Source organism: Actinacidiphila rubida, from assembly GCF_900110255.1.
GTDB lineage: Bacteria > Actinomycetota > Actinomycetes > Streptomycetales > Streptomycetaceae > Actinacidiphila > Actinacidiphila rubida.
Genome location: NZ_FODD01000076.1, coordinates 1 through 17784, shown reverse-complemented (window position 1 = coordinate 17784; position 17784 = coordinate 1). Strand labels below are relative to the sequence as shown.

Genomic DNA, 17784 nt, shown 5'->3' with positions numbered 1-17784 from the left:
CGGATCGTCCCCCTCCGGCCCGTCCCCGTCTGCGGGAGGACCTTGGCCGTGCCCCATGTCCCCCGCCGCACGGTGGATCAGCGGGAGGGGGTGGGGAGGAAGTGCTCCCCGCAGAGAAATGTGCGCGGCCCCCGGGCAAGCCGATGGACGAACCCGTATGCACATTTCCGAGGAGACGCTTCCGGAGCGCCCCCGACCCCACGGACAAAGGGCACGCACACCAGGGGCGCGAGGAACTGCGCGACAAGCCACAACGGCGCGGCACACGGCCGACAAGCCCCGGGGGCACCCCGGATACCGAACCCACCCACCGGCCGGTGGACGGCCGAACAAGCCCCGGGGGCACCCCGTAGGCCGAACCCGACAAGCCCCGGGGGCACCCCGTTGGCATGGGAAGGAATTGACCCGCACTTTGCGGATTCTTGGGGTTGTCGGGGGGAAGCCCCCGTCCGGACGGACACCGTTCACGCGTGGTTGGCCGACGCCCGCCAGCGTATGGGCGAACCCGAGCCAAGGGCCCGAGCCCGAAGAGGGAGCCACCGTGCCGCTCAGCCGCAGAGACTTCGTTCAACGTTCCGCCATGACCGGTGCCGGCGTCGCCCTCGCCGGCGCCGTCGACGTGCTGGCCACCGCGCCCGGCGCACTCGCCGTGTCCGCCCCGGAGGGGACCCGTCACCAGGACGGCCACGCGCCCGGGTACGGGCCGCTCGTCGACGACCCGGCCGGGCTGCTGGCGCTGCCCGCCGGGTTCGCGTACCGGATCGTGACGCGCACCGGCACGACCACACTGGACTCCGGCGAGTCCACGCCGTCCAACCACGACGGCACCGCCGCCTTCGCCGGTGAGCGCGGTGCCACCCTGCTGGTGAACAACCACGAGCTGGGCGGCCCGCGCGCCAACTGGCCGTACCCGGTGCCGCTGGCGGACGAGCTGGTGTACGACCCGGCGGCGTCGGGCGGCTGCACCGTCGTGGAGGTGCCGCGCCACTGGCAGGACCGGCACCACGCCGAGCCCGTCACCGAGTGGGTGGGCATCGCCGGCACGTCGACCAACTGCGCGGGCGGGGCCACTCCTTGGGGCACCTGGCTGACGTGCGAGGAGACCGAGGACCGGGCCGGGGCCAACGGGATGACCAAGGACCACGGCTACGTCTTCGAGGTCGACCCGCACGACCGCCGTGCCAACCGCGGCCCGCGGCCCGTCAAGGCGCTCGGCCGCTACGCGCACGAGGCCGTGGTGGTCGACCCCAAGCGCGGCCACCTGTACCTGACCGAGGACGCGGCGGGCCCCAACGGCCTGCTCTACCGCTGGACTCCGCCGCAGGGCTTCCACCACGGCCGGGGCCGGCTGGCGACGCTGGCGGACGACGCCGGTGTGCTCCAGGCGTTCCGCTGCTTCGATTCCGGTGGCCGCTTCGTGGACGACCTGTCGCGTGCGACGAGGATCGGCACGGTCTTCGGCGTGGACTGGGTGGACGTGCCGGACCGCGACGCGAAGACCCTCTCGGTCCGCAAGCAGTTCACGGACGGCCAGGTGACCCGGGCCCGCAAGCTGGAGGGCATGTGGTGGGCCGACGGCGGCACCTACGTGGTGTCGTCCTTCGCCCGCTCGGAGAGCCCGGTGCAGCACGACGGCGCGGTGTGGTTCTACGACCCCTCGCGCCGCACGCTGACCCTGAAGGTGCTGCTCGGCGTCAACGCCGAGCCGGCGAAGGACGGCGCGTTCGACGGGCCCGACAACATCACCGTCTCGCCCCACGGCGGCCTGATCATCGCCGAGGACGGCAACGGCGTGCAGCACCTGTTCGGCGCGGTGGACGACGGCCGGACCTACCCGCTGGCCCGCAACGACCTGAACATCGGCACCGAAGAGGCGCCGGAGTACAGCGAGTTCACCGGGGTCACGTTCTCGCCCGACGGCGACACGCTGTTCGCGAACATCCAGACCCCGGGCATCATGCTGGCCATCACCGGCCCGTGGCGCCGCCAGGGCGGCAAGGGCTGCTGAGCCCGCGGCGCGCGGCCGCCCGGATCACTCCGGGCGGCCGCGCCCGCCGTACCTCCGCGCAGGGGGGGGTGGAGGTACGGCGGAACGATTCAGCTCAGCCGATGCCGGTGACCTGGAGCGCGGTGGTCCAGTTGTTCTTGATGGCGGTGCGGGCGGCCGACAGCGTGATGGTGCCCTTGCAGACCGCGTTCTTGAGCTTGGTCTCGACGCCGTCCTTGGTGGTGGAGGTCTTGGTCCCGTAGTGCGGCTCCGGCCACAGGTTGCCGGGGTCGCGGGGGGAGCCGCCGAGCTCGAGGGGGATCATGTGGTCCTCCTCGTAGTCCGACATGTTCGTGTCGGAGTAGCCGTAGTCGATGATGCCCTGGGCCTTGAGCGCGTTGGTGTACGACGTGGGCGGGCGGACCGTGGCCGTCCAGCCGGACACGCAGATGGTGCTGTTGATCGTGGACTGCGTGACGGCGGAGTTGTACACGCCGGGCGTGCAGCTCGGGTCGGGCAGCGGCAGGTAGGACTGCGAGCAGGTGCTGGCCTGGGCCGAGCCGGCGGTGAAACCGACGATCAGACCGCTGCACGTCAGGGCGAGAGCCGTACCGGCCGCGGCCGGTATGCGGGGGGTGAGGCGCATGGGTGTCTCCTGGGGCACGAGGCACGGCGAGTTTCGCCGAGGACGTGTCCATGACACCCTGTGGAGACGCTACGCGGGTAGACCTGTGAAGTGAATTCGTTGTGATCGAACGGTTGCTGATCGGTCGACGCCGGCGCCGGTGGCGGGCCCGTCTGTGCCGCCGCCCGCGAGCCGGCACGCCGGCGGCCCGGCTCCGCGGGGGAGTCGGGCCGCCGGCGGGGAGGGGTCAGAGCGCCGCGGCGCCCGGCTTCTCCATGCCCTTGACGGTGCGGGAGTCGATGAACGAGCCGAGCGCCGTCATCTCCCACTCGCCCGAGTACTGCTTGACCATCTTGGCCATGAGCACCCCGGTGCGGGCCTCGCCGCTGGTGAGGTCGAAGCGCACGAGTTCCTCGCCGGTCGCGGCGTCCAGCAGCCGGCAGTACGCCTTGGCGACCTTGTTGAACTTCTGGCCGGAGTAGGAGTTGACGGTGAACACCAGACCGGTGACCTCGGCCGGCAGCCCGCCGAGGTGGACGGTGATCGCCTCGTCGTCGCCCGAGCCCTGCCCGGTGAGGTTGTCGCCGGAGTGCTGGATCGCGCCGTCGAGCACCATCAGCTTGCCGAAGTAGCAGGTGGCGATCTTGTTGCGCTGGGGGCCGTAGGCGATGACCGACGCGTCCAGGTCGATGTCCCGGCCGCCGAACGCGGGCTCCCAGCCCAGGCCCATGCGTACCGAGGACAGCAGCGGCTTGCCGCCCTTGACCAGCGACACCGTCTCGTTCTTGCGCAGGTTGACCCGGCCCTTGTCCAGGTTGATCCGGCCGGGCGCCGGGGCCGCCGCGGGCGGCGGGGTGGCGGGCGCGTTACCGGGCGGCGGCGGCATGTTCGCCACGGGCGGGCCGGTGGGCGCCGGTGCGTTCGGCGGCGGGAAGGCGGCCGGGGGCGGCGGCGGGACCGTCGCCGGCAGCGGCGGGGCGGCGGGTGCGGCAGGGGCGCTGGGCGTGGCGGCGGCGGCCGGGGCCGCGGGCTCGTCCACGCTGACGCCGAAGTCGGTGGCGATGCCCGCCAGCCCGTTCGCGTACCCCTGGCCGACCGCGCGGACCTTCCACGCGCCGCCGCGGCGGTAGACCTCGACGATGATGAGCGCCGTCTCGGCGCCGAGGCCGCTGGGGGCGAAGGTGGCGATCTCCGCGCCGTCGTCCGCGCCCCGGACGGTGGCGGTGGGGGTGGTGCCGGAGAAGGCGCCGCCGCCGTCGATGCTCGCGGTGACCACGATCTTGTCGATCTCGGGCGGCACCGCGCCGGTGTCCACGGTGATCGCGTCGGGGGCGGTGCCGCCGCCCGAGCGGTGCGTCACGCCGGGCCCCTGGGGCTGGTTGTAGAAGACGAAGTCGTCGTCGGAGCGCACCTTGCCGTCGGCGGCGAGGAGCAGGCCCGAGACGTCGAGCCGCACGGGTGCGGCGACCTCCACCGTCACCCGCGGCACGGAGAGCGGCACATTCGAGCCAGGCGTCATTGCGGTCATGTCGGGGTAACGACCGACCGCGGTTTGCGGTTCCATTACCCGGGCGGACGGGTGAGCGGCCCAGGACCCACGGTCGTGCGGCCCGGTTCGCCTGGTCATGAACACGTTCGTGCGCGCGGTCGTGGACCTCCTGGCGGGTACGTTCCCGGCCGCGTTCGCGCGCGTGCCGCTCACGTCCGGGCGGCCCGCAGCGCCGATCCGTGCACCGGCAGGGCCAGGCCCTCCGTCGAGGCGGGCGGCAGGGCGAACGCGGCGGCCGTCTCGGCCGGCAGCGGGGTGAAGCCGAGCAGGGCGCCGACCGAGTCCGCGGTCAGCGAGTGCCAGACCGACGCCTCGCGGAGCATCGCGTGGTCCCCGCCGGCCAGCTCGTACCGGCACACCAGCGCGCCCGCCGCGCGGGCCCGCCCGGCCATCGCCAGCGACTCGCGGGGCGAGGTGATGCGGTCGCCCGCGGCGTGCACGAACACCAGGTTCCGTCCCGCCAGTTGGCCGACGGGCTCGCCGGGCGGGCACCAGGGCGCGAGGGCCACGACGCCGGCGACGGTCTTCGCGCCGGCCGCGCGCAGCGCCGCCCGGCCGCCCATGGAGTGGCCGACCAGGACGGTGGGGACGCCGCCGGTGCGCTCGGCCAGTTCGGCGACGGCCGCCTCCGCGTCCCGCGCGGCGTCCGCACGCTCGCCGTTCCAGCCGCGGTGGCGGTAGCGGGCCTCGGCGATCAGCAGCGCCCGGCTGCCGGCCGCCCGGTCGAGGGCCCTGACGAAGGGGCGCATCCGCCACGAGGGGCCGTTCAGCCGGGAGGGCCGGCGCATGCCGTGCTCGCCGCCGCCGTGCAGCATCAGAACCGCTGCCTCCGGCCGGGCGGCCGGCCGCCGCACCACGATCCCCCGGTACGCCTGCTCTGCGGCCACCGTGCACCCCACTTCCGCGGGCCCGCCCCGCGCCGGGTCATTCGTAGCAGACGTGGCGGGCGCCGGGCGATGCGGCTCGGCGCCGGTCAGTACGGCCAGATCGGCGGGGTGGTGCAGAAGGCGCCGCCGAGGTGGGCGTGCGCGGGGTTCGCCGGGTCGAGCTCGCCCTGTTCGGCGACGAGCCGGGCGGCGAACGGCTCGGAGTCGTCCCGCGGTTCGTAGCCGAGCGCCCGTGCGCCGGACAGGTCCCACCACAGCCGGGTGTTGGCGGAGGAGCCGTAGACCACGGTGTGGCCGGTGACGTCGGCGGTCAGCGCGGCGTCGAAGAGGCGGGCGCCGTCCTCCGGGCTCATCCACACCGACAGCATGCGCACGGTGGTGGGCTCGGGGAAGCACGAGCCGATGCGCACCGAGACCGTGTCGACGCCGTGCAGGTCGGCGTAGAGCTGCGCGAGGTCCTCGCCGAAGCACTTGGACAGGCCGTAGTAGGTGTCGGGGCGGCGCGGGGCGGTGATCGGGATCAGCGCCTCCCGCGGCAGCGGATACGGGCCCTGAGGGCGGGGGGTGAAGCCGAGCGCGTGGTTGCTGGAGGCGAAGACGACACGGGGCACGCCCTCCTCGCGTACCGCCTCGTACAGGTTGTGGGTGCCCTGGATGTTGGCCGCGAGGATCTTGTCGAACGTGGACTCCAGCGAGATGCCGGCCAGGTGCAGCACCGCGTCGGCGCCGCGTACCGCCTCGCGCAGCGCGTCGCGGTCGGCGAGGTCGGCGGTGATCGCGCCGGGTGCGTCCGGGATCGGCTGGACGTCGAACAAGCGCAGGTCGTACCCGTAGGACGGCAGCAGGCCGCGCATCAGGGTGCCGAGCCCGCCGGCGGCGCCGGTGAGCAGCACGGTGCGGGGAGCGGGCATTCTGGGGGCCTCCTCGGTGCCGGACGACCTCGCGAGTATATCCATGGATGTGGTTCATGTACGTGGACATCATGGTGTTTCTGCATGCCTCGGCGGGGGGTGTGCGTCAGCTTGACCCGCGCCGGGAACCTCGCCTAGCGTGGCAGCGTTCATGAATATGGACGTGGATCAGATGAGCGCACACTGACCTTGCGCCTCACGCAGAGGGGACCACGATGACCTCACCCGCACTCGCCGAGCGTCTCGACGGCCTGCTGTTCTTTCCCGTGACGGCCTTCGGTCCGGACGGCGGCCTCGACCTCGACGCCTTCCGCGCGCACGTGCGCGCGGGGGTGGAGGCCGGCGCGGCGGCGGTCTTCGCCTGCTGCGGGACGGGTGAGTTCCACGCCCTGTCCCCCGAGGAGTTCGGCGCGTGCGTGGCGGCGGCGGTCGAGGAGACCGCGGGGCGGGTGCCGGTGGTGGCCGGCGCCGGGTACGGCACCGCGCTGGCCCTGCAGTACGCGCGGATCGCCGAACAGGCGGGCGCCGACGGGCTGCTGGCGATGCCGCCCTACCTGGTGGCCGCAGACCAGCAGGGCCTGCTGCGCCACTACACCGCACTCGCCGGCGGCACCGGCCTGGACGTCATCGTCTACCAGCGCGACAACGCGGTCTTCGCCCCCGAGACGGTCGTCGCGCTCGCCCAGGTGCCCAACATCATCGGCCTCAAGGACGGCCTCGGCGACCTCGACCTGATGCAGCGGATCATCAGCGCGGTCCGCACCGCCCTGCCCGACCGGGACTTCCTGTACTTCAACGGCCTGCCCACCGCCGAACTGACCGGCCTGGCCTACCGCGGCATCGGCGTCTCCCTCTACTCCTCGGCCGTGTACGCCTTCTCGCCCGAGATCGCGCTCGCCTTCCACCGCGCGCTCACCACCGGCGACGACGCCACCGTCAACCGGCTGCTCGACGGCTTCTACCGGCCGCTGGTCGACCTGCGCAACCAGGGCCGCGGCTACGCGGTCTCGCTGGTCAAGGCAGGGGTGCGGATGCGCGGCCTGGACGTCGGCGAGGTCCGCCCGCCGCTGTCCGAGCCGACGCCCGCACACGTCAAGGAACTCGGCGAACTCATCGAGCGCGGCCTGGCCCTGCTCGGCGACCGCTGAGGCCCGGCGCGATGAAGACGTCCGCCTTCCTCTACCCGTGGGACGTCGTGGGCGACCCCGGCGCCGCGGCCCGCACCGCCGGCCTCGGCGTCCGGCAGGTCACGCTCGCCGCCGCCTACCACTCCACGCGGGCGCTGACGCCGCGCCACCCGCGCCACCGCGTGGTCACCGCGGAGTACGCCGCCGTCCTCTACCCGCCCGGCGAACAGCTCTGGCAGGGCCGGGAGTTGCGCCCCCGCCCGGCGGGCGCGTGGGTGGCCGGCCCGGACGCCTTCGGCACCGCGGCCGCCGCACTCGACGCGGCCGGCCTCGAGGTGCACACCTGGGTGGTCCTCGCGCACAACTCCCGTATGGGCGAGGAGCATCCGGACACCACGGTGGTCAACGCGTTCGGCGACCGCTACCCCTGGGCGCCGTGCATCGCGCACCCCGAGGTCCGGGGCTACCTGGTCGACCTCGCCGCCGAGGCGGCGGTGCGGCCCGGCGCGCGCGGCACCGAACTGGAGTCCCTCGGCTGGTACGGGCTCGCGCACCTGCACGCGCACGACAAGATCGGCGGCGTGCCGCTCGGCGACGCGGCGCAGTACCTGATGTCGCTGTGCTTCTGCCCGCACTGCCGGGACGGCTACGCGGAGCTGGGCGCCGACCCCGCGCAGCTGGCCGCCGCCGTCCGGCAGGCGCTCGACCCCGCCTGGGCACGGGGCAGTACGGACGCCGGCCTGCCGGCCGTCGCCGAGCTGCTCGGCGAGGAGCCGGCCGCGATCGCGCTGGAGTGGCGTGTCCGGCAGGCCCGTTCGCTGCAGGAGCAGGCGATCGCCGCGGTGCGTGCGGCGGCCCCGCCCGGCTTCCAGGTGCTCCTGCACGCCGACCCGGCGCCGTACCACTGCGGGGCCAACGCGGGCGTCGACCCCGCGCACATCCTCGGCCACGCCGACGGGCTGGTGCTGCCGTGCACCGGCGGCCCGGCCGTCCGCGAGGCGATGCTCGCGCCCACCGCGGCGCACGCGCGGCCGGACACCGTGCTGGCCGCCAACTTCACCGTGGTGTCCGGGATGGGCGGCCGCCCCGCGGACCTCGCCGCCGACGCGGCGCACGCGGCCGAGTTGGGCGCGACCGAACTCCGGCTCTACCACGCGGGCCTGGCGTGCGAGGCCGACCTCGACGCGGTGCGGCGGGCGCTCGCCGGGACCTGACCCCGGCGGCCCGCCGCACCCCGGCGGGCCTGTGCCGTAAGGGAGTTGCCCGAACCCGGCGGCCCGGTGACCGGAGGGGATCACCGGACCGCCGCGGTCCCGGCACCCGGGGCGCGGCGATCATGGGGGTACCGCCGCGCCCCGGTGTGCCACCCGCCCGAGGGCGGGAGGGCCGTGCATACCCAAGTCGCCACCGGGACTCAGGAGGTTGCCGTGGCGACGGGCAATTTTCCCGGGAGGTTACCAGGCGGTAGCCCCCGGTCACCGGCTTTCCCGGCAAGCGTGTTGCCGGGGGTGGGGGCAGTTCCGCCCGGAGGCCGCGGGCGGGACGGTCGAACCGAACCCGGTCAGTACCCGCCGCTCAGGGAGGCGGACCCGCCGGGGCCGCCCGCCGCGGCCGTGTACCGGTCGCCGCCGGTGTCGCGGTCGCCCTGCGCGTGGTTGAACTGCCCGGCGAAGGTGTAGGTGCCCGCGGCCAGCGTCTGACCCGGGTTCAACTGCCAGCGGTAGACGAGGTAGCCGCCCTCGACGGCGACCGACGCGGTGGTCTGCCCGGGCACCGTGTCGAACGATCCGGTGCTGCTCACGCCGGGCGTCACCGCGATCCGCAGCTCCACGCTCAGCGAGGTGAGCGGGCGGTCGGCGGTCAGCCGCACGTCGCTCTGGGTCCAGGAGGCGTTGCTGCTCGCGTCGACCGAGCCCTCCGACGACACCCCGTCGGACGTTCCGGACGACGACGTGGACGGCTGCGAGCCGTCACCGGCACCGCCACCCGCGGTCGCCCGCGCCGTCGGTGCGATGCCGTCCCGCGTTCCCGGTCCGGCCGACGCCGGGGAGCGCGCGGGGGCGTGCCCGGCGCCGGAGTTCTGGCGGGCCGACGGCGTCGTGTCCTCGCGGTCCGGGGAGTGCGGCCGGCTGGCCGGCGTCCCCGCCGTGCCCGAGCCGGCGGCCGGCGGAGCGCCGCTGGAGCCGGCCGTCGTCACCACGCTCTGCCGCGGCGTGCCGTCACCGGTGACCGCGCCCACCGCCAGGCCGCCCAGCCCCACCGCACCCGCGACCGCGGCGGCCACCGCCACCACGCGCATCCACGGGGCGGGAGGACGGTCCCGCGGTTCCGCGGGCGGGCGGCGGGCGGTGTCGGAGCCGGCCGGGGTGGCGGTGCCCGACGCGGTCATCGCCCGCTCCACGCGGGCGAGGATGCGCTCCCGGTCGGGCCGGTGCTCGACGGCTGCCTCCCGCAACCGTTCCGGCAGTTCGGCCATCACACTCCCCGTCCCGTCCGCGTACGGGCACGCGCCGCCCGGGCGGGCGCACCCACGATCCGTGCCGGGCCCGGGGCCTCCGCTCCGGTACGCGGCACCCCGGGAACCGTATCGGGCTCGGCCGCCCGGGGTGCCAGCAGGCGCTCCAACTCGGCGACGCCGCGGGAGGTCTGGCTCTTCACCGTGCCCACCGAGATGCCCAGGGCCGCCGCGGTGTCCCGCTCCGACAGGTCGAACGCGTGCCGCAGCACCACGCACGCGCGCTTGCGGAACGGCAGCCGCTGCAGCGCCTCACGCAGATCGAGGACGGCCGGCACGTCCGGGTCGTCGACGCGCTCACTGCGCTGCGACCAGAACAGGGCGATCCGGCGCCGCTCCCGCACCGCGCTGCGGATGCGCGAGCGGGCCAGGTTGGCCACCACGCCCCGGGCGTACGCGACGGGGTTGTCGGCGGCTCGGGCACGGTCCCAGTGGCGCCACAGCGCCACCAGTGCGTCGGCCGCGAGGTCGTCCGCGGCGTCCGCCTCACCGGTCAGCAGATGGGCGAGCCGGGACAGTTCGGCGTAGTGCTGTTCGAAGAACGCGTGGAACGCGGCCGTCGCGTCGTCGCCGACTGTGCCCACGGTCACCTCTTCCTGCCCGGACCTCCCCGCCACGGCGCGGCGTGAGCGTAGCAGCGGGGAAACGCCAGGGGCAGAGGTCGGGAATCAGTGAATTCCCTGAGGTGGCCGCGGGGTTGACGGGCCCGTGAACCCCGCCGCCGACGGCCGCGTCAGCCCGCCGCACGCACGCAGCGCTCGACCCGGGTGATCATCGGGAAGTCGAAGGAACCGGACGCGGTGTCCGGCCGCGCCGCCAGGAAGTCCCGCACCCGGCCCAGGACTTCGTCGCGCTCGGCCGGCTCCAGCACCAGGATCGACGAGTGCGTGGCGACGTTCGCCAGCAGCGACTCGGCGGTGCGCCGCTGCTGGTGCGGGACGTTCGCGCTCTCCACCGGGCCGAACGCGGGATGCGCGGTGATGCCGTGGGTCGGCGGCCACTTCACGAACGACACCCGGCTGTGCGAGATCCGGCCCAGCTCGGCGATCCACTCCACGCGGTCGTCGTCGCTGTTCCACAGCCCCGCCACGACGCCGCCGGGCCGCAGCACCCGGGCGATCTCCGGCAGCGCCTTCTCCTGGTCGAACCAGTGGAACGCCTGCCCGGCGAGCACCGCGTCGACCGAGGCGTCGGGCAGCGGGATGTCCTCGGCGCCGCCGGGCAGCGCGGCGACCTCCGGGAAGCGGGCCCGCAGCTCGGCCAGCATCGACGGGTCGGGCTCCACCGCCGTCACCCGGTGGCCCAGGGCGGTCAGCACGCCGGTGAGCTTGCCGGTGCCGGCGCCCAGGTCGAGCACGTCCAGGGCGCGGTCGGAGGAGGTGCCGGGGCCCGCGGCCGGGGAGGCGTCCGCGGCGGACAGGACCGGTGCGAGGGCCCACCGCACCCCCTCCCGCGGGTAGTCGGGCCGGTGCTCGGCGTACGCGGCGGCTTCCGCGCCGAAGGACGAGGCGCGCCGGGCGCGCAGCGCCGCCGCACCGCCCGGGTCCGCCGCGGTGCGGTCCCCGGCCGCGGCGGCGTCGGCATCGGTGGCATCGGTGCGATGGGTGTCGTCGGCCTGGGAGGTGTCCTGGGTGTCTTGCGCGTCGTGAGTGGCCATGCCTCCGACCCTAGGCGCTCACCGGCCCGCGGCGCCGTCCGTCCTGAGGAGTTCGGCAGGCGGACCGGCGGCGGCCCCCACCAGGAAGGACGGGCATGAGCGAACGTTCGATCCACAACTGCTAGCTTTGCCCCGATCAGGGGTGACGGCAGGCGCCCTGGATTGCACGACGGTCGCGGTGTGGGGGTCGGTATGGATCAGAGCTCGTTCGGGGCGTTGCTGCGCGACGCCCGGCGTCGCTCGCTGCTCACGCTGGAGGGTCTGGCCGAGGCCTCCGGAGTCAGTGTCCGGGCCCTCAGCGACATGGAGCGGGGCCGGAGCCTGCCGCGGCAGGCGACGCTCGGCGAGGTCATGGACGCGCTCGAACTCGCCGAGGGCGAGCGCCGCCGTCTGGTGCAGGCGTCCGACCGGCGTCCCCGGCGGGTGCCGCAGCAACTGCCGCCGGACCTGGCCGCGTTCCGGGGACGTGACGACGCGCTGGCGGCCGTGCGGGACGCCACCGACCGGGCCGCGGCGCATGGCGGGCACGTGGTGATCTCGGCGATCGGCGGGATGGCCGGCGTGGGCAAGACGGCGCTCGCCGTGCACTGGGCGCACCAGGTGGCGGACCGTTTCCCCGACGGGCAGCTCTACGTGAACCTGCGCGGCTTCGAGGACGGCGGACGGCCGGTGGAACCGGGCGACGCGCTGGGCGGTTTCCTCGACGCGCTCGGGGTGCCCAGCGCGGACATGCCGCACAGCGCCGACGCGCGCGGTGCGATGTTCCGCGAGCGCACCGCCTCCCGGCGGCTGGTCGTGGTCCTCGACAACGCGCGGGACGCCGAGCAGGTCAGGCCGCTGCTGCCGGCGGCCGAGGGCTGCCTGACGATCGTCACCTCGCGCAACCAGCTGTCCGGCCTGGCGGTGGCCGAAGGCGCGTCCCTGCTCAACCTGGACGTGTGGACCCGCCAGGAGGCCGTCGAGGCGCTGGCCGCACGGATCGGCGCGGCGCGGTGCGCCGCGGAGCCGGCCGCGGCCGCCGACCTCGTGGAACGGTGCGGATACCTGCCGCTGGCGGTGGCCCTGGTCGGGGCCCGGCTGCGCGCGAACCCGGGGACGACGCTGCGGAGGGCGGCCGACGAGCTGGCGCGGACCCGGCCGCGGCTGGACGCGCTGGCGGCCGACGACCGCCGGACCGACGTCCGGGCCGTGTTCTCGGTGTCCTACCGGGCCCTGACCGATGCCACCGCCCGGTTCTTCCGGCACCTGGCGGTCCACCCGGCGGCGGCGGTGTCCGCCGAGGCCGCCGCGTCCCTGGCCGGCGTCGAGATGGCCGCCGCCCGGCGGCACCTGCGCGAACTGGCCGCCGCCAGCCTGCTGTCCCGGGACGCCGACGGCCGCTACGTCCTGCACGACCTCGTCCGCGCCTACGGCGCCGAACTCCTCGACCAGGAGCAGGACGACCGGCTCGGCACCGAGACCCGCCTGCTGGACTACCTGCGCCACAACGCCTACCTCGCCAACGGGTTCCTCGCCCGCTACATGCCCGAGCGGACCGACGTCCCGGCCGCCGGGGTGGTCCGGGTGGCGATGGACAGCCGCGAGGACGCACTCGACTGGAGCCGCGGGGAGGCGGCGGCCGCCGCCGCCGCGCTGCGCGCCTTCGGCGATCCGCGGTTGCTGCGCCACCGCATCGGCCTCACCCAGGAGTGGGCGAGCTACCACGTCATCGACGGCCGCTGGACCGAGGAGATCGCGGCCCAGCGGATCGGACTCGACGCGGCCCTGGCACTCGGCGACGCGGGCGCCGTCGTCCGGGCCGGCGGGAGCCTGGCGCGCGCGCTCGTCGAGGCCGGGCGGTTCGACGAGGCCGACGCGCCGGTCGAGGTGGTCCTGGCCCACCTGCCCGGGCTGCCGCCGGAGGCGACCGCACGCGCCGAGCGGAGCATCGCGTGGGTGCGCGACGGCCAGCAGCGCTACGCCGAGGGCCTGGTGCACGCGCGCAGGGCGCTGGCCGTCTTCCGCACGCTCGGGCAGCGCGACGAGATCGCGGCCGAACTCGGCGCCGTGGGCTGGTTCCTGTCCGCGCTCGGCGCGTACGCCGAGGCCATCCCCACCTGTGAGGAGGCGATCACGATGCTCCAGGAGGCGGGCAACCGCGGCCACGAGGCGGCCGCGTGGGACAGCATCGGCTACGCCCGGCAGCGCACGGGCGACGCCAGGGCGGCGATCGCCGACTACGAGAGGTCGCTGCGGCTGTTCGCCGAGGAGATCCTCGACGACTACAGCCAGGCCGCGGTCCTCGACCACCTCGCGTCCGCGCAGCTCGACATCGGCGACACGGAGCGGGCGCGGGCGACCTGGAACCGGGCGGCGGACATCTTCGAGGGCCTGCAGGTCGTCGCCCGCGCCGCGGAGATGCGGGCCAACGCCGAGGCCGTGCCGGTGCCGCCGGCCGCCCCCGCGCCCTGACGGGGTGCCGGGCGGCCGTGACCGCGCCGTGCGGGCCCGGGAGCGGCGGCCGTCCCCGGGCCAACGGTCACAGGCGGCGGGTGGCCAGCAGCAGGCGGTCGCGGGCGTCGAAGAGCGTGTCCTTGATCATCTGCTCGTGTCCCGGGGTCAGCCGGGCCACCGGCACCGAGCAGCTGACCGCGTCCCGCGCGGGCGTCCGGTAGGGGATCGCGATGCCGAAGCAGCGCAGCCCCAGCGTGTTCTCCTCGCGGTCCACCGCGTAGCCCTGCTCGCGGATCTGCGCCAGCTCCTCGATGAGCTTCTCGCGGTCGGTGTGGGTGTGCTCGGTGAGCGGCTCCAGCGTCTCCGGCAGCAGCTTGCGGACCTGCTCGTCCGTGTACGTGGCCAGCAGCGCCTTGCCGAGCGAGGTCGAGTGGGCCGGCAGCCGGCGGCCGACCCGGGTGAACGGCCGCAGGTAGTGCTGCGACTGGCGGGTGGCGAGGTACACCACGTTGGTGCCGTCCAGCCGCGCGAGGTGGATGGTCTCGCTGGTGTCGTCGGACAGCCGGTCCAGGGTGGGCCGGGCGGCGGCCACCACCTCGTCACCGTCGATGTAGGAGGTGCCGACCAGCAGCGCGCGCACCCCGATGCCGTAGCGCGTGCCGGTCGCGTCGGTCTCGATCCAGCCCAGCTCCACCAGTGTGCGCAGCAGCATGTAGAGGCTGGACTTGGGATAGCCCACGGACTCCTGGACGGCGGCCAGGCTGTGCATGCCGGGGCTGTTCGCGAAGAACTCCAGCAGTTCCACCGTGCGGACCGCGGACTTGACCTGGGAACCCGCTCCCTCGGCAGCAGCCATCGCGTCAGACCCCTCTTGTTCGCCCTGGAGCCGTCGACGTAGGCTCCCGGGATAGGTTCACATGTGAAGACGTTGTTCAGTAGAGAAAACACTACAGAAAACCGCGGGCCGTGTGGGCACGGTACGGGCGGTCGCGGCAGCGGGATGCGGTGCGGGTGGCGGTACGCATCGGGTCGCGGTCGCGGCGGGGCTCCGGTCACCCCCTGATCGGGTCCCCGACCGTACCCTTGACGGCCGCAGGCGGGATACCAGGAGGTTAGTCCGGTGGCAGTACAAGTCTGGAGCGTCGACCCCCGAACCGGGAAGCAGCGGACGGGCGCCGGTCCTGACGCGGGCCCCGTCGCCACCGAGGCCACCTCCGAGCAGGTGGACGCCGCCGTGCGCGCCGCGGCCGCCGCCGTGCCCGCACTCGCCGACCGCGCGGCCCGCTCCCGGCTGCTGCGCGGCGCCGCGAGGCTGCTGGAGGAGTCCGCCGAGCAGGTCGTCGCCACCGCGGACGCCGAGACCGCCCTGGGCACGCCCCGGCTCACCGGCGAACTGGCCCGCACCGCCTTCCAGCTGCGGACGTTCGCCGACGTCGTCGACGAGGGCGCCTTCCTCGACGTGATCATCGACCACCCCGACCCGGACGCCAAGCCCATCCCGCGCCCCGACCTGCGCCGCTACAAGATCCCGCTGGGCGTCGTCGCCGTCTACGCGGCGAGCAACTTCCCGCTGGCCTTCTCCGTCCCCGGCGGCGACACCGCCAGCGCCCTGGCCGCCGGCTGCCCCGTCGTCGTCAAGGCCCACCCCGACCACCCGGCCACCTCCGAGCTGTGCGCGGGGCTGCTGCGCCGCGCCGCCGTCGAGGCCGGGCTGCCCGAGGACACGGTCGTGCTGGTCCACGGCTTCCAGGCCGGTGTCGACCTGGTACGCCACCCGCTGGTCTCCGCGGCCGGCTTCACCGGATCCATCCCCGGCGGACGGGCCCTGTTCGACGCGGCCGCCGCCCGTCCCCGGCCCATCCCCTTCCACGGCGAGCTGGGCAGCCTCAACCCAGTGGTCGTCACCGAGGCCGCGGCCGCCGAACGGGCCGAGCAGATCGGCACCGGGCTCGCCGGTTCCTTCACCCTCGGCACCGGGCAGTTCTGCACCAAGCCCGGCCTGGTCCTCGCCCCCTCGGGCGCGGACGGCGACCGGCTCGTGGCCGCGCTGACCGGCGCCGCACAGCAGGCCCCGGCCGGCGTGCTGCTCGACTCCCGGATGCGCGACAACTTCGTCAAGGGCGCCGCCGCCCGCGCCGCCCTGCCCGGCGTCACCGTCCCCGTGGCGGCCGGCGCCGCCGAGGCGGACGAGCAGCAGGTGCGCGCCGGGTACCTCCTCGTCGACGCGGCCGACCTCGCCGAAGAAGGCGCGCTCGACCTGCTCCTCGAGGAGTGCTTCGGGCCGCTCACCGTGGTCGTGCGGTACGACGGCGCCGCGTCGCGCGACGCGGTCCTCGACCGTCTGCCCGGCAACCTCACGGCGACCGCGCACCTCGGCGCCGCCGAGGGCGCCGCGGCCGACGGGCCGGCCGCGCAGCTGCTGCGCCGGCTCACCGCGCTGGCCGGCCGCGTGCTGGTGAACGGATGGCCGACCGGCGTCGCCGTGACCGGGGCCCAGCACCACGGCGGCCCGTACCCGGCGACCACCTCCACGTCCACGTCGGTGGGCGCCACCGCCATCGAACGGTGGCTGCGCCCGGTCGCCTACCAGGACACCCCGCCGGCCCTGCTGCCGCCGGAGCTGAGGGACGGCAACCCGCTGGGCGTGCCGCGGCGGGTGGACGGCGTCGCCTCGGCCTGACCGGCCGGTCAGCCGCGCAGGTGCGCCAGCAGCACCGGCACGTGGCTGTGCCCGGGATCCTTCACCGCCGTCAGGAGGGTGACGGTGCCCGCCGCCGCCAGGCCGCGCAGGTGCCCGACCGCGTCGTCGTGGTCCGGCGCCGCCAGCTCGGCCCGGTAGCGGCGCTCGAACTCGGCGTACTCGTCCGGGTGCGCGTGGTACCAGGTGCGCAACTCGCCCGTCGGGGTGAGGTCCTTGGGCCACTCGTCCACCTCGGCGCGCTCCTTGGCCATCCCGCGCGGCCACAGGCGGTCCACCAGCACCCGCACGCCGTCGCCCTCCTCCGGCGGGTCGTACACCCGCCGCACCCGAAAACCGCCGGGGGACTGCGCCATGACCGGACTCCTTCACGCTCGCCGTTCGTGCGGGGTGCTCCGCTACTGCGGGTGCCGGTTCCTCCCGGCACGGGTGCCCGACTTCGCGCACCGGCGTCCAGCATCGCCCGGCCGGGGCGGCACCGCACGGCGTCCATGTGCGGTCACCCCGCTTCCGGCCGCCCGGTGCCGGGCCACGCGCCGCGCCCCACGAGGTCGAGGACGAGGCCCGCGATGTTCCAGGCGTCGTCCACGCCGCGGTGGTGGCGGCCATCGAGCGGCAGGCCGGCGATCTCCAGCGCCTGCTTCATGCCGGGCTGCCGGCGCAGGCCGTACGCGGCGGCGAACACGGCCTTGGCGTTGGTGTGCGGGTAGGCGCCCGGGTCCCCGAAGGGATAGGGCACGCCCTCGGCCCGGCACTGCCGGGCGAACTGGCGGCGGTCGTACCCGCCCCAACTCGCCCACGGGCGGCGCGCCGTCGCGAACTCCTCCGCGAGGAGGCGGCACGCCTCGGCGAAGGTCACGCCCCGGTCCACCTCCGCCTGCGTCAGGCTCGTCAGCTCCGTGCAGAATCCGCTGACCGCGGAGTGCTGGGGGCGGACCAGCACGGAATCGCGGCTCAGCCGCGTCTTTGTCGACGTGTCGATGACGGTCAGGCCGATCTCGATGATCTCGCTCACCGAGCCGGCGGGAGGTTCGCCCTCCCAGCAGGTCGCTTCCACGTCCACGACGTTGAGGAGTCCGCGCGCCAAGTCCACAGCCTCGACCTTACGGACTGCGACCGGCGCGTCCCTCTCATTTTCGCCCGGCCAACGGGGGTGCTCCCGGGGCTTGCCCCCGGGGCTTGTCGGCCGTCCACCGGCCGGTGGGTGGGTTCGGCCTCCGGGGTGCCCCCGGGGCTTGTTCGGCCGTGTGCCGCGCCGTTGTGGCTTGTCGCGTTGGGGGCACCTCCCGGCCGAAGGCTGGGGGACCTCGCGCCCCTGGTGTGCGTGCCCTTTGTCCGTGGGGTCGGGGGCGCTCCGGAAGCGTCTCCTCGGAAATGTGCATACGGGTTCGTACG

15 protein-coding genes are annotated in these 17784 nt (G+C 74.9%); 5 read left to right on the top strand and 10 right to left on the bottom strand.

The features are described 5' to 3' along the window. Nucleotides 1-541 precede the first annotated feature (541 nt). Entirely contained in the window at nt 542-2008 is a 1467-nt protein-coding gene (locus BMW99_RS37580) for an alkaline phosphatase PhoX (protein WP_069466069.1), read from the top strand. A gap of 94 nt (nt 2009-2102) precedes the next feature. Here BMW99_RS37580 and BMW99_RS37575 read toward each other — a convergent pair whose 3' ends face one another. The 4 genes from BMW99_RS37575 to BMW99_RS37560 all read right to left on the bottom strand — a co-directional run bounded on the left by BMW99_RS37575 (nt 2103) and on the right by BMW99_RS37560 (nt 5959). After that, a complete protein-coding gene (locus BMW99_RS37575; protein ID WP_075018359.1) occupies nt 2103-2633 on the bottom strand; it encodes a hypothetical protein in 531 nt (176 codons plus the stop codon). 226 nt (nt 2634-2859) lie between these two features. Further along, nucleotides 2860-4131, bottom strand: a complete 1272-nt coding sequence (locus tag BMW99_RS37570) for a TerD family protein (RefSeq protein ID WP_075018358.1) — start codon at nt 4129-4131, stop codon at nt 2860-2862. 179 nt (nt 4132-4310) lie between these two features. Continuing rightward, nucleotides 4311-5048, bottom strand: coding sequence for an alpha/beta fold hydrolase (locus BMW99_RS37565; RefSeq protein ID WP_245791787.1), 738 nt, complete (start codon nt 5046-5048; stop codon nt 4311-4313). 86 nt (nt 5049-5134) lie between these two features. Then, nucleotides 5135-5959 carry an NAD-dependent epimerase/dehydratase family protein gene (locus BMW99_RS37560; RefSeq protein WP_069464491.1) on the bottom strand — a complete coding sequence of 275 codons (825 nt, stop codon included), beginning with the start codon at nt 5957-5959 and terminating at the stop codon, nt 5135-5137. A gap of 215 nt (nt 5960-6174) precedes the next feature. On the opposite strand from BMW99_RS37560, the gene BMW99_RS37555 reads away from it, so the two are divergent. Next, entirely contained in the window at nt 6175-7107 is a 933-nt protein-coding gene (locus BMW99_RS37555; protein ID WP_069464490.1) for a 5-dehydro-4-deoxyglucarate dehydratase, read from the top strand. Between the two features lie 11 nt (nt 7108-7118). Beyond that, a complete protein-coding gene (locus BMW99_RS37550; protein ID WP_069464489.1) occupies nt 7119-8300 on the top strand; it encodes a hypothetical protein in 1182 nt (393 codons plus the stop codon). A gap of 347 nt (nt 8301-8647) precedes the next feature. Here the strand turns inward: BMW99_RS37550 and BMW99_RS37545 are convergent, their stop codons facing one another. The 3 genes from BMW99_RS37545 to BMW99_RS37535 form a co-directional block, all read right to left on the bottom strand. After that, nucleotides 8648-9562, bottom strand: a complete 915-nt coding sequence (locus tag BMW99_RS37545) for a hypothetical protein (protein WP_075018357.1) — start codon at nt 9560-9562, stop codon at nt 8648-8650. Then, nucleotides 9562-10185 (bottom strand): SigE family RNA polymerase sigma factor, encoded by a 624-nt coding sequence (locus tag BMW99_RS37540; RefSeq protein WP_079176322.1) that lies wholly within the window; start codon nt 10183-10185, stop codon nt 9562-9564. Before BMW99_RS37540 ends, BMW99_RS37545 begins: the two co-directional genes overlap by 1 nt. Before the next feature lie 149 nt (nt 10186-10334). After that, nucleotides 10335-11258, bottom strand: a complete 924-nt coding sequence (locus tag BMW99_RS37535; RefSeq protein ID WP_079176320.1) for a class I SAM-dependent methyltransferase — start codon at nt 11256-11258, stop codon at nt 10335-10337. 192 nt (nt 11259-11450) lie between these two features. Here BMW99_RS37535 and BMW99_RS37530 point away from each other — a divergent pair, with 192 nt between their 5' ends. Further along, nucleotides 11451-13709: an ATP-binding protein gene (locus BMW99_RS37530; RefSeq protein ID WP_075018356.1), complete on the top strand. Its 2259-nt coding sequence runs from the start codon at nt 11451-11453 to the stop codon at nt 13707-13709. A gap of 67 nt (nt 13710-13776) precedes the next feature. On the opposite strand, the gene BMW99_RS37525 is transcribed toward BMW99_RS37530, so the two are convergent. Beyond that, the gene (locus BMW99_RS37525) at nt 13777-14547 is read right to left on the bottom strand and encodes an IclR family transcriptional regulator (RefSeq protein WP_069462429.1); all 771 of its coding nucleotides are present in this window, start codon (nt 14545-14547) and stop codon (nt 13777-13779) included. Nucleotides 14548-14811: 264 nt separating this feature from the next. On the opposite strand from BMW99_RS37525, the gene BMW99_RS37520 reads away from it, so the two are divergent. Next, nucleotides 14812-16371, top strand: a complete 1560-nt coding sequence (locus tag BMW99_RS37520) for an aldehyde dehydrogenase (NADP(+)) (RefSeq protein ID WP_069462428.1) — start codon at nt 14812-14814, stop codon at nt 16369-16371. A gap of 8 nt (nt 16372-16379) precedes the next feature. Here the strand turns inward: BMW99_RS37520 and BMW99_RS37515 are convergent, their stop codons facing one another. Next, nucleotides 16380-16745, bottom strand: coding sequence for a DUF488 domain-containing protein (locus tag BMW99_RS37515; protein WP_069462427.1), 366 nt, complete (start codon nt 16743-16745; stop codon nt 16380-16382). 143 nt (nt 16746-16888) lie between these two features. Continuing rightward, nucleotides 16889-17482, bottom strand: coding sequence for a 3'-5' exonuclease (locus BMW99_RS37510; RefSeq protein ID WP_069462426.1), 594 nt, complete (start codon nt 17480-17482; stop codon nt 16889-16891). Nucleotides 17483-17784 lie beyond the last annotated feature (302 nt).

What these genes read in the sequence shown, in the direction of transcription:
- BMW99_RS37575 (WP_075018359.1), bottom strand. Translation starts at nt 2,633, where the DNA reads ATGCGCCTCACCCCCCGCATACCGGCCGCGGCCGGTACGGCTCTCGCC.
- BMW99_RS37570 (WP_075018358.1), bottom strand. Translation starts at nt 4,131, where the DNA reads ATGACGCCTGGCTCGAATGTGCCGCTCTCCGTGCCGCGGGTGACGGTG.
- BMW99_RS37560 (WP_069464491.1), bottom strand. Translation starts at nt 5,959, where the DNA reads ATGCCCGCTCCCCGCACCGTGCTGCTCACCGGCGCCGCCGGCGGGCTC.
- BMW99_RS37555 (WP_069464490.1), top strand. Translation starts at nt 6,175, where the DNA reads ATGACCTCACCCGCACTCGCCGAGCGTCTCGACGGCCTGCTGTTCTTT.
- BMW99_RS37550 (WP_069464489.1), top strand. Translation starts at nt 7,119, where the DNA reads ATGAAGACGTCCGCCTTCCTCTACCCGTGGGACGTCGTGGGCGACCCC.
- BMW99_RS37545 (WP_075018357.1), bottom strand. Translation starts at nt 9,562, where the DNA reads ATGGCCGAACTGCCGGAACGGTTGCGGGAGGCAGCCGTCGAGCACCGG.
- BMW99_RS37535 (WP_079176320.1), bottom strand. Translation starts at nt 11,258, where the DNA reads ATGGCCACTCACGACGCGCAAGACACCCAGGACACCTCCCAGGCCGAC.
- BMW99_RS37530 (WP_075018356.1), top strand. Translation starts at nt 11,451, where the DNA reads ATGGATCAGAGCTCGTTCGGGGCGTTGCTGCGCGACGCCCGGCGTCGC.
- BMW99_RS37525 (WP_069462429.1), bottom strand. Translation starts at nt 14,547, where the DNA reads ATGGCTGCTGCCGAGGGAGCGGGTTCCCAGGTCAAGTCCGCGGTCCGC.
- BMW99_RS37515 (WP_069462427.1), bottom strand. Translation starts at nt 16,745, where the DNA reads ATGGCGCAGTCCCCCGGCGGTTTTCGGGTGCGGCGGGTGTACGACCCG.